The 386-nt window shown below is 67.4% G+C and carries 1 protein-coding gene; it reads right to left on the bottom strand.

Features of this window, described 5'->3' with window-relative positions:
- On the bottom strand, positions 1-386 hold a 386-nt coding region (locus HII27_RS26890), incomplete at both ends, for a sodium ion-translocating decarboxylase subunit beta (RefSeq protein ID WP_185670194.1).

Genomic DNA, 386 nt, shown 5'->3' with positions numbered 1-386 from the left:
TACGAGTAGGCCGCCACCGCAATCGCCCCCAGCAGTTCCGGGGCCAGCTTGCTGGAGAGGTAAATTGCCGTCGGGCCGTCCGCGCCGCCGATGATGCCAATCGCCGCCGCCTGTGGCAGGGTGAAGGGGATGACGCCGAAGTAGTTCAGCGTCAGCGCGCCCAGCACGGTAGCGAAGATGCCGAACTGCGCCGCCGCGCCAAGCAACAGGGTGCGCGGGTTCGCCAGCAGCGGGCCGAAGTCGGTCATCGCGCCCACGCCCATAAAGATAACCAGCGGCGCCACGCCGGATCCAATCGCCACTTTGTAGAACAGCGCCAGCACGCCCGGCGTGTAGCCCATGTCCACCGCCAGATTCTCCATCTGGCCCTGCACCGACGGCAGCGC

This window comes from Kluyvera sichuanensis (genome assembly GCF_014218705.1).
In the GTDB taxonomy this organism is placed as follows: domain Bacteria; phylum Pseudomonadota; class Gammaproteobacteria; order Enterobacterales; family Enterobacteriaceae; genus Kluyvera; species Kluyvera sichuanensis.
This window is presented reverse-complemented; position numbering and strand designations above follow the sequence as displayed.